The following is a 9,486-nucleotide window of genomic DNA, read 5'->3' as shown; positions in this document are numbered from 1 at the left end:
GCTGGAGGAAGTCCTCCGTCGCCGACACGGGCACGGGCGCGCCCCACCCTGCCCCTGGACGCGCCCGTGCCCGTGTCGGCGACGGAGGACTTCCTCCAGCGCGCGGTGCGGCTGGAGCGTGGAGGCCACGTGGACCGCGCCATCGAGGTCCTCACCAAGGCCATCGACCAGGCACCCGAGGCCGCGGCGCTCCACAGCAAGCTCGCCCTCATCCTCGTCCACCAGCGCAAGGACTACCTCCGGGCGGCGAAGCTGCTGGAGCGCGCGGTGGAGCTGGAGCCGGGCAACACCGTCTTCCAGCAGAATCTCCTGAAGGTCACCGGACTGGCCGCGGCCTCCGCCGGTGAGCGCAAGGACCGCGGCAAGCCCGGCCTCTTCGCCCGCCTCACCGGCAAGCGGAGCTGAGCGGCCCGCCGCTCAAGGAGCGCCGTTGTCCAGCAGGCGCTCCGCCTCCTCCAGCGAGAAGGCCAGGTGCGCGTCGTAGCCCAGCTCGCGGCTGGTGCGCTCGAACAGGAGCGCCGCATCCAACGAGCGGCCCACCACCCGCACCACGCGACGGAATCCCCGGGCCTTCGCGGCCTCCATGATTCGCCGCAACTGCGCCGTGCCCTCCGGGTCCAGCGACGTCACGCCCTTCAGGTCCGACAGCAGGTCGAACCGCGGACGCAGCCGGTCAATGGCGCGCACCGCCGCGTCACCGACGCGCTGAGCTTCGTCCTTGGCGATGTCTCCCCAGATGCGCACCACCAGTCGGTTCTTCCCGACAAGGGCCTCGACTTCGAACACAGGGCCACGACCTCCAGGGAAAACATGCTATTCCTTGAAGCCAGTCTACTCCCGGTGTCGGGCGCGCTACCAGGTTTCGTGAGCGCGTGCGGCGGAACGCTCAGATTTCCGCCACGCCCTCGCGCTCGGCCCAACCTTCCAGGCCGTTGGGCAGGCGGATGCGCACGAAGCGTCCGGTCTCCTCCAGGAGCCGCACCTTGAGGCCCGCGTGCACCTCGAAGATGGAGCGCGCGCCCGGCTGCGGCAGCTCGCGCGCCACCAGCGTGGGGGTCAGCACCACCGCCTCGTGCACCGTCTCCTCCACCCATGCGTGCGCGGCCAGCAGCAGGCCCGAGGGCACCGCCACGGCGAACAACAGCGCGGCCACCACCCCCACGCCCGTGCGACGGCCTGGCGTCAGCCACCGCCACACCAGCAGGAGCAGCAGCGCGCCCACCCAGGTGCCCAGGAAGGTCCACGCCACCACGGTGCCCTCCGTGGCCGCCGTCACGCGCGGGAGGAACTCCTCCTCCGCCGTGGCGCCCACCACCTTGTCCACCTGACGCGCGCGCGCCACCGCCAGGTTGGCCTCCAGGTCCGGCGCGCGGCCGCCCTGCTTCCGGGCCTGCTCCAGCGAGAGCACCGCCCGGCCCAGGTCTCCCCGCGCCAGGTGCGTGGTGCCCAGGTTGTAGAGGACGTCCGCGCCGCCATGGCCGTGCGAGAGGAGCTTCTCGTAGCCCGCTTGAGCCACCGCGTAGTCCTCTCGCGCGTAGGCCTCGTTGGCTTTCAGGAAGACGTCCTGCGCCTCTTCCGGTGAGTAGTACTCGCTCACGCCCAGCCCTCCATGGCCGCGACCGCGGCATCCATCACCTTCTGTCGCGCGGCGGCATCCCCCCCGCCGCCATAGCGGCCCAAATCACAGGCCTCCAGCACGTACAGCACCCGCGCGCGACGCTCCTGCGCCACGCCCGCCGCCGTCATGCGCTCGCCAATCGCCTCGCGCGTGAGGCCAATCACCGGACCGCCCAGACGCGCGCCCAGGAAGCCGTGCAGCGCCTTCTCCACCTCGGTGTAGAAGGCCCCCGCGTCCGCCCCGGCCCGCAGCTTCTCCGCCTCCGCCAGTCGCTTGCGCGAAGCCTTCGCCTGCTGACGCCCCTTGTCCGCCTCGGAGCGCGTCGCCAGGCGGCCTCGCACGCCCCCCAGGAGCGCCGCGCCCGCCAGCAGTCCCAGCGGAGCCAGCACCAGCGGCACGAAGAAGCCCCGCTTCCACAGCGGTTCGGCCGGCGCGACGAAGCGCGCCTGGTAGCGCACCGGCCGCAGCCCACCCGACGTCAGCACGTTCTTCTGCTCGTTGGCCGAGTCCGCCACATGCGCGGACGTCGTGGGAGGCAGCGTCGCGCCGCCCGCCGCGGACTCCACCGTGACATTGATGGGGTCCGTGCTCGCGACCTCGTATTTGCGCGTGCGCGCATCGAAGAAGGGGAACTCCAACCCCGGCAGCGTGAAGTTGCCCGTGCGCTGAGGCATCACCAGGTACTCCACCACGCGGCGCCCCTGCACCCGGTTGCGCTGCGGCGTCACCTTGTCCGTCGTCGTGGGGTCATAGATTTTCAGCGCGGCGGGGCCCGTGAGCTTCGGCGGGGTGACGTTCTTCACGTTGCCCGTGCCCTCCAGGATGACCTTCACCGTGACGGGCTGGCCCAGCTCCACGCGCGTCTGCGACACGTCCACCGACAGCCGCCACTGGCCCACGTTCGCGTTGGACATGCCCGGCGGCGCCCCCGGAGGCAGCGGCGCCACCTTCACCTTGAGCCCGTTGGACACGCGGTGCACGCGGTGTCCCGCGAAGAGGAAGCCCGTCGTGATATCCGCCTCCGCCGGTGAGATGTTCAGCGTGCCCGACTTCACCGGGAAGAGCGCGCGGCGGCGCAGCAGATAGGCGCGGTACGGCACGCCGTCGACGACCTTCTGCTCGCCCGACAACTGCGTGGGACTCTCCACCTCCTCCGTCCAGAAGCCCTCCAGCTTGGGCATGGTGACGGCGTCCACGCTGGACAGGTCCACGCGCGAGTAGATGTAGAGCGACAGCGTCACCTGCTCGCCCACGAAGATTTCGTCCCGGTCCAGGCTCGAGCGCAGGAACAGGTCCGAGTCCCCTCGGGGAATGGTGGGCTCGTCCTCCGGCTCGTCCGCGAACGGGTCCGGCAGCCGCGAGGGCATCTGGGCGAAGGGGTCCGGCAGACGCTGCCGCCCGGCCTGCGCGGGAGGCGGGCCCAGCCGCCCCGGCTTCACGTCGATGCGCACGGAGTCCGTGCGGTGCGTCTTGCCTCCCGTCGTCATCTCCGACGGAGGAATCGTCAGCTTCCCCGCGCGATTGGCCCGCATCACCAGCACGTACTTGGTGACGTCCTGGATGTTGGCGGGACCTCCACCGGACCAGGAGACGGAGCGCTGCGTGCTGCGCGAGCTGTTGACGACCTCGAAGTCGTCCGACGCCGGCAATTTCACCTTGGCGTCGGCGGGGGCATCCACCGTCACCACCGTGAGCAGGAAGGTGTCCTCGCTGCCCACCTCCTCGCGGTTCACCGTCTGGTAGAACTCGAGGCCCGCCGCCCACGCCGGCGCCGAGGCCAGCAGGGCCAGCCCGACGAGCACCGCCACGGGGCCGCTGCTACCAGTCCTTCTCATTGGCCTTCCTCGGCTTCTTCTTCTGCTGGAAACGCCAGAGCTGGAGATTCTTCTCGTTCTGCTTCATCGCATCCAGCAGGCGTTCCGCCTCCTGCCGGTCCAGCTCCGATGGACTCACTCCACCATCCGCGCGCGAGTCTTCCGCGTCACCCTCGGACTCGCTGCCCCCATCCGTCCCACCGTCCTTCGGGTCGCCCTCGCCGTCATCCTGACCGCCGTCGGAGCCGCCGTCGCTGCCGCCATCACCCTTCTGCGGAGGACCCTCCTGCCCGCCGTCGCCACCATCCGCGCCGCCGTCTCCACCACCGTCCGCGCCGCCATCTCCCCCGCCATCCGCGCCACCGTCAGCGCCGCCATCGGCACCACCGTCCGAGCCACCATCCTCACCTCCGTCGGTGCCCCCTCCATCCACGGGACTCCCGCCGTCCGCCTTGGTGCCGCCGTCCTCGCCACCGTCGGGTTTCCCGCCATCCGTGCCGGAGTCCCCCCCGCCATCCGAGCCACCATCCGCCGAGCTGTCCTGCGGCGGAGGAAGGTTGCGCAGCACCACCTCGTAGTTGTGCCGGGCCTGCATGTCCTGCGGGTCCAGGGTCAGCGCGCGTCGGTAGGACTTCAGCGCCTCCACCCTGTCGCCCGTCGTCGCGGCCAGGTTGCCCAGGTTGTACCAGGCCTTCTGTCGCAGGTCGGGACGGTTGGACTCCGTCACACCTCGGAAGACCTCCTGCGCATCCTTCACCCGGCCCAGCTTCGCCAGCGCGTCGCCCCGGTTGAAGTCCACCGCCGGGTCATTCGGGCGCTCCTTCTTCGCGTCCTCGAACGCCTTCAGCGCCTCCTCGTAGCGGCCCGCCAGATACGCCTCGCGGCCCTGCTGAACCCGCGGATGGTCTCTCTCCAGCGGCCCCGCGCCGAACGACGACAGCGGCAGGACAACGCACGCCACGCACACCAGCAACCGCGCCCCGAGGCTCGCCCTCATGACGACCTCCCGCGCGTGGACGGCAGCAACATCATTCCCAGCGCGAGCAGCACCAGTCCGGGAATGGCGAAGGACTGGAAGCGCTCGTCGTAGCGGACGGTGACTCGACTCTCGAGTTCGCTCTTCTGCATCTGGTCGATGCGCTCCACCACCTGGCTCATCGCCACGCCACGCGGCTGGAAGAAGAAGGCCCCACCCGTGGCCTCCGCGATGGCCGTCAGCCCCGCGCGGTCCAGGCGCGTAATCACCGTGTCGCCCGCCGGGTCCTTCTTGTAGTCCGCGAACTCGCCGCGCCTGTCGTAGACGGGAATGGGCTCACCGGACTCGGAGCCCACGCCCACCGCCAGCACCTGGACGCCCGCTTCCTTCAGCGCATCGGTGGACTCGCCCACCTCGCCGACGAGGTCCTCGCCGTCCGACAGCAGCACCACCACGCGCTCCTTCGAGCCGCGGTCCGCGTTCTCCAGCACCTGGCTGGCGAGCCGCAACGCAGCGCCCACGTTGGTGCCGCCCTGGGGCATGACCTCCGGGTCCACCGCGCGCAAGAACAGCTTCACCGCCGAGTAGTCCGACGTCAGCGGCGACTGGATGAACGCATCCCCCGCGAAGACAACGAGACCCACGCGGTCGCCCTTCAGCTCGTCCAGGAGCGTCGTCAGCTCCAGCTTGGCGCGCTCCAGCCGGCTGGGCTGCACGTCGCGCGCGAGCATGGACTTGGACGCATCCAGCGCCACCACCACGTCGATGCCGCGCCGCTTCGTCAGCTCGCTCTTGGTGCCACACTGCGGCTGCGCCAGCGCGAAGCCGAACAGCGCCAGCCCCAGGCCATACAGGCTTGCCTGCGAGGTCGGACGCCACACGGAGATGCCCGGCGTGAAGCGCTCCGCGTGCCGCTCATGCAGCACCGCGCGGACCCGCGAGCGGCGCCGCAGCGACAGCGTCAGCGCGAGCAGGCCCAGCAGCAGGCCCACCAACACGAGGCCCAGGTACAGCGGCTGGGCGATTCCCGCCTGATAGCCGAGCAGGGTGAAGCGCCAGGGTTCCACGGGCGTCACGGAAAGACCCTCAGGAAGGTCGCGCGCAGGAGCAACTCCAGCGCGGCGAGACCAAAGGCGGCCAGGAGGAACGGATGGAACTCCTCACGGTACGTCGCGGACGCGCCACCCTCCATCAGCTTGGAGCGCTCCAGCGAGTCGAGCACCTTCTGGAGTCCCCGACGCAGTCCCTCGGGGTCGGTGGCGCGGTAGTACTCGCCGCCCGTGCGGTCCGCGATGTCCTGCATCAGCTCCGGGTTGATGGGAATCTCCGTCTCGCGCCACACGGTGTTGCCGAACAGGTCGGTCCCCTGCGGGAAGGGCACCTTGCCGCCCTTGCCCACCAGGATGGTGTAGATGGGCACATGGAGCGCCTGCGCCATGTTCGCGGAGTCCATGGGGGACAGCTTCCCCGCGTTGTTGTCGCCGTCCGTAATCAGCACCACGACGCGGCTCTTCGCCTCCGAGTCCCGCAGGCGGTTGAGCGACGTGGCGAGCGCGTCACCAATCGCCGTGCCGTCCTCCAGCACGCGGGTGCGCAGCTGCTTGATGACCTCCTTCAGCACGCCGTAGTCCAGCGTCAGCGGCGCCTGCGTGTACGCCGCGCCCGCGAAGACGACCAGGCCGATGCGGTCATTCACGCGGTTGGCGATGAACTCGCTGAGCACTTCCTTCGCGACATGCAGGCGATTCTGCGGACGGAAGTCGCCCGCCTCCATGGAGGTGGACAGGTCCAACGCCACCACGATGTCGATGCCCTCCACCGACAAGTCCCGCACGCGCGAGTCGCGCACCTGGGGCCGGGCGATGGCGAGCACCGCCGCCGCGACGGCCACCGCGCGCAAGAGCGGCAGGAGCGACAGCATGTACGTGCGCAGGCCCTTGCCACTTCGGGCGAACACGTTCGCCGCGGAGAAGCGCAGGGGTGCGCGGTTGCGACGCTCCCGCCACGCCTGCACCAGCAGGAGCGGCACGAGCAGCAGTCCCCAGAGCGCCTCGGGGTTATTGAACGCGGGGAGCGGCGGCATTGGCGGGAGCCTGAGGCGGCGGGGGCGGAACGTAGGTCTTGTCGATGAGTTCGTAGCCGAACAGCAGCGCGTCTCGGCAGCTCTCGGGCGAGGCGTCCGCCCGGGCGTACTTCACCATGTCCGACTCGGACACGAAGCGCATCAGCTTGTCCTCGGGGAGCCCGGGCGGCGACAGCTTGCGCAGCGAGGCCATCAGCTCCGTGCTGGTGCACTCCAGCGCCTCGAAGCCGTAGCGCTCGCCCAGGTAGCCTCGGATGATTTCGGACAGGCGGAAGTAGTGGTCCTTCACGTGGCCGCGCCCTGGCAGGTTCTCCGCCTTGAGCGAGTCCAGCGCCTTGCGCGTGCGCACGTCCAACGGCAAGGGCGGCGGCAGGTTCACGTGCTTGGGGCGGTTCTTCCACCAGCGCGACAGCGCCCACGCCAACAGGCCCGCGGCGAGCGCGCCCAGCAGCGTCAGCACCAGCCGCCACGAGCGGATGGGCACCTCCTGCGGCGGCTGGATGTCGAACAGGTCCGCGCCCTTGCCCTCCGCGTCCGGAGGCAGCGTGGCGGCCACCTCCACCTGACGGCCCGGCAGCGAGTAGTGACGCGGGCCCTCCGGCGTGGACACGTCGAACTCGAGCGGCGGCACCTGCACCGTGCCCAGCGCGAAGGCGGACAGGCGCACGGCGAACGTCGTGGTGGTGGACTCCGGCCCGTCATGACGCTGGCGCGTCTGGTCCAGGAACTCGAAGTCGCCCGTCTCCTTGGGCACCGCCAGCTCGTAGCGGTGGTCCTTCGGATGCGTGAGCACCACGTGGTAGGTGAACGGGTCGCCGATGCGGACCTGCTGCGGCTCCACGCGCACCGACACGTCCAGGGGCTGCGTCACCTCGTGCGCGGGCGCGCCGGGGGGAGTCGGCTGGGCCTGGGCCCCCGCCGGAAGCGTCCCCAGGCACAGCAGCACCGCGAGCAGGGCCATCCACCGGCTCATGCCGCCATCCTCCGGGCCCGCGCGCGGAAGAACTGCGCGAGCGCCTTGCCGTGGTCATCTCCGGCGCGCAGCTCCACGTGGTCCAGCTCCAGCTTCTTGAAGAGCTTGCGGCGCTCGTCGCGCGCGCCCTGCATCGCCCGGGCATAGCGGCCGCGCACGCCCGGGTCGCTCGTGTCCACGACGAAGCGCGCTCCCGTCTCCGGGTCCTCCATCTCCACCAGCCCCAGGCGCGGGAAGGCCTCCTCGAACGGGTCCTCCACCACCACCGGGACGAGGTCGTGTTTGCGCCCCACCAGTCGCAGCGGCTTCTCGTAGTCGCGCGCCTGGAAGTCGGAGACGAGGAAGGTGACGGCCTTCCGCTTCGCCACCTGCGTCAGGTACGTCAGGCCGGTGGACAGGTTGGTCCCCTTGCCCACCGGCTGGAAGGTGAGGATGTCGCTCACCAGGCGCAGCACGTGCGTGCGGCCCTTGCGCGGCGGCACCACCTTCTCCACCCGGTCCGAGAAGAGGATGAGCCCCACCCGGTCGTTGTTGGCGATGGCGCTGAAGGCAATCTGCGCGGCGACCTCGGCGGCGATTTCCGACTTGGTGCGCTCGCGCGAGCCGAACTCCTTGGAGGCGGACACGTCCACCAGGAGCATCACCGTCAGCTCGCGCTCCTCGGTGAAGACCTTGACGTAGGCCTCGTTCATGCGCGCGGTGACGTTCCAGTCGATGATGCGAATCTCATCCCCGGGCTGGTACTGCCGCACCTCGGAGAAGGCCATGCCCCGGCCCTTGAAGACCGAGTGGTACTGGCCCGCGAGCATGTCGGAGACCACCTTGCGGGTGCGAATCTCCAGCTTGCGGATGCGGCGGATGAGGTCCTTGGGCAGCACGGGGCGCTCGTCGGGCGGTCAGGGAACTTCGACGCGATCAAACACGCGCTGGATGATCTTCTCCGGGGTGAGGTCCTCGGCCTCCGCCTCGTACGTCATGGCGATGCGGTGGCGGAGCACGTCGAAGGCGATGGCCTTGACGTCCTCGGGCGTCACGAAGCCCCGGTGACGCAGGAAGGCGTGCGCGCGCGCGGCTTGCGCCAGGGAGATGGTGGCGCGCGGCGAGGCGCCGAACTGGATGTAGTCCGCCAGGTCCTTGAGGCCGTACTTGCCGGGCTCGCGCGTGGCGAACACCACGTTGAGGATGTACTCCTTCACCTTCTCGTCCATGTAGATGGTGTGGACGAGCTCGCGGGCCCGGATGAGGTGCTCCACCGCGATGACCTTCTGCGCGCGCGGAGTCGTGCCACCGGACATGCGGTCCATGATGACCTTCTCTTCGTCGCGCGTGGGGTAGCCCACCTTCACCTTGAGCATGAAGCGGTCCACCTGCGCTTCGGGCAGCGGATAGGTGCCCTCCTGCTCGATGGGGTTCTGCGTGGCGAGGACGAGGAAGGGCGAGGGCAGCCCGAAGGTCTGGTCGCCAATCGTCACCTGTCGCTCGGCCATGGCCTCCAGCAGGGCGGACTGCACCTTGGCGGGGGCGCGGTTGATTTCGTCGGCGAGGACGATGTTGGCGAAGATGGGACCCTTGCGGACGGTGAAGTTCGCCGCCTGCTGGTTGTAGATCATCGTGCCCACCACGTCGGCGGGCAGCAGGTCCGGGGTGAACTGGATGCGCATGAAGCTGGCGCTGAGGGCGTCCGCCACGGTGCGCACGGTGAGCGTCTTGGCGAGACCGGGCACGCCTTCCAGCAGCACGTGGCCATTGCACAAGAAGCCGATGAGGATGCGCTCCAGCATGTAGCGCTGGCCGACGATGACCTTGCCGGTTTCCTGGTTGAGGACCTCGACGAAGCTGCTTTCCTGCTGCACGCGTTCGTTTAGCGCGCGGATGTCCGTGTTCATGACGCCTCGGTAAGGACTGGCGGCGGGCAGCCTAGGGTTGACCGGGTATCGGGCTCAACACCGCAGAAGGCCGGGCATTCCAGTAAGTTCCGAGCCAGCCCCCCGGAGGGCTTCCACCCCATGGCTGTCTCTTATA

At 69.7% G+C, this 9,486-nt stretch carries 9 protein-coding genes and 1 pseudogene; 1 reads left to right on the top strand and 9 read right to left on the bottom strand.

Features of this window, described 5'->3' with window-relative positions; all coding sequences use genetic code 11:
• Nucleotides 1-405: pseudogene (locus tag HUW62_RS42885) on the top strand (tetratricopeptide repeat protein); the annotation flags it as partial.
• A 12-nt stretch (nucleotides 406-417) separates the two neighbouring features.
• Here the strand turns inward: HUW62_RS42885 and HUW62_RS42880 are convergent.
• The 9 genes from HUW62_RS42880 to HUW62_RS42840 all read right to left on the bottom strand — a co-directional run bounded on the left by HUW62_RS42880 (nucleotide 418) and on the right by HUW62_RS42840 (nucleotide 9,350).
• Nucleotides 418-786 carry a hypothetical protein gene (locus HUW62_RS42880; RefSeq protein WP_163865265.1) on the bottom strand — a complete coding sequence of 123 codons (369 nt, stop codon included), beginning with the start codon at nucleotides 784-786 and terminating at the stop codon, nucleotides 418-420.
• Between the two features lie 100 nt (nucleotides 787-886).
• A complete protein-coding gene (locus HUW62_RS42875; protein WP_163865266.1) occupies nucleotides 887-1,597 on the bottom strand; it encodes an SH3 domain-containing protein in 711 nt (236 codons plus the stop codon).
• Nucleotides 1,594-3,453, bottom strand: coding sequence for a BatD family protein (locus tag HUW62_RS42870; RefSeq protein ID WP_163865267.1), 1,860 nt, complete (start codon nucleotides 3,451-3,453; stop codon nucleotides 1,594-1,596). Before HUW62_RS42870 ends, HUW62_RS42875 begins: the two co-directional genes overlap by 4 nt.
• On the bottom strand, nucleotides 3,437-4,429 hold the full coding sequence (locus HUW62_RS42865; RefSeq protein WP_163865268.1) for a tetratricopeptide repeat protein: 993 nt from the start codon (nucleotides 4,427-4,429) through the stop codon (nucleotides 3,437-3,439). The genes HUW62_RS42870 and HUW62_RS42865 overlap by 17 nt, the downstream gene beginning before the upstream one ends.
• Nucleotides 4,426-5,484, bottom strand: a complete 1,059-nt coding sequence (locus HUW62_RS42860) for a VWA domain-containing protein (protein ID WP_163865269.1) — start codon at nucleotides 5,482-5,484, stop codon at nucleotides 4,426-4,428. Before HUW62_RS42860 ends, HUW62_RS42865 begins: the two co-directional genes overlap by 4 nt.
• Nucleotides 5,481-6,491, bottom strand: a complete 1,011-nt coding sequence (locus tag HUW62_RS42855; protein ID WP_176437728.1) for a VWA domain-containing protein — start codon at nucleotides 6,489-6,491, stop codon at nucleotides 5,481-5,483. Before HUW62_RS42855 ends, HUW62_RS42860 begins: the two co-directional genes overlap by 4 nt.
• Complete coding sequence (locus HUW62_RS42850; protein ID WP_163865271.1) at nucleotides 6,466-7,464, bottom strand: BatD family protein; 999 nt, start codon at nucleotides 7,462-7,464, stop codon at nucleotides 6,466-6,468. Before HUW62_RS42850 ends, HUW62_RS42855 begins: the two co-directional genes overlap by 26 nt.
• Nucleotides 7,461-8,342, bottom strand: a complete 882-nt coding sequence (locus tag HUW62_RS42845; protein ID WP_163865272.1) for a DUF58 domain-containing protein — start codon at nucleotides 8,340-8,342, stop codon at nucleotides 7,461-7,463. The genes HUW62_RS42850 and HUW62_RS42845 overlap by 4 nt, the downstream gene beginning before the upstream one ends.
• 18 nt (nucleotides 8,343-8,360) lie before the next feature.
• Nucleotides 8,361-9,350: a MoxR family ATPase gene (locus HUW62_RS42840; protein WP_163865273.1), complete on the bottom strand. Its 990-nt coding sequence runs from the start codon at nucleotides 9,348-9,350 to the stop codon at nucleotides 8,361-8,363.
• Between the last annotated feature and the right edge of the window lie 136 nt (nucleotides 9,351-9,486).

The sequence above is a fragment of the Myxococcus sp. AM011 genome, from assembly GCF_013372595.1.
In the GTDB taxonomy this organism is placed as follows: domain Bacteria; phylum Myxococcota; class Myxococcia; order Myxococcales; family Myxococcaceae; genus Myxococcus; species Myxococcus eversor.
This window is presented reverse-complemented; position numbering and strand designations above follow the sequence as displayed.

What these genes read in the sequence shown, in the direction of transcription:
- HUW62_RS42870 (WP_163865267.1), bottom strand. Translation starts at nt 3,453, where the DNA reads ATGAGAAGGACTGGTAGCAGCGGCCCCGTGGCGGTGCTCGTCGGGCTG.
- HUW62_RS42865 (WP_163865268.1), bottom strand. Translation starts at nt 4,429, where the DNA reads ATGAGGGCGAGCCTCGGGGCGCGGTTGCTGGTGTGCGTGGCGTGCGTT.
- HUW62_RS42855 (WP_176437728.1), bottom strand. Translation starts at nt 6,491, where the DNA reads ATGCCGCCGCTCCCCGCGTTCAATAACCCCGAGGCGCTCTGGGGACTG.
- HUW62_RS42850 (WP_163865271.1), bottom strand. Translation starts at nt 7,464, where the DNA reads ATGAGCCGGTGGATGGCCCTGCTCGCGGTGCTGCTGTGCCTGGGGACG.
- HUW62_RS42840 (WP_163865273.1), bottom strand. Translation starts at nt 9,350, where the DNA reads ATGAACACGGACATCCGCGCGCTAAACGAACGCGTGCAGCAGGAAAGC.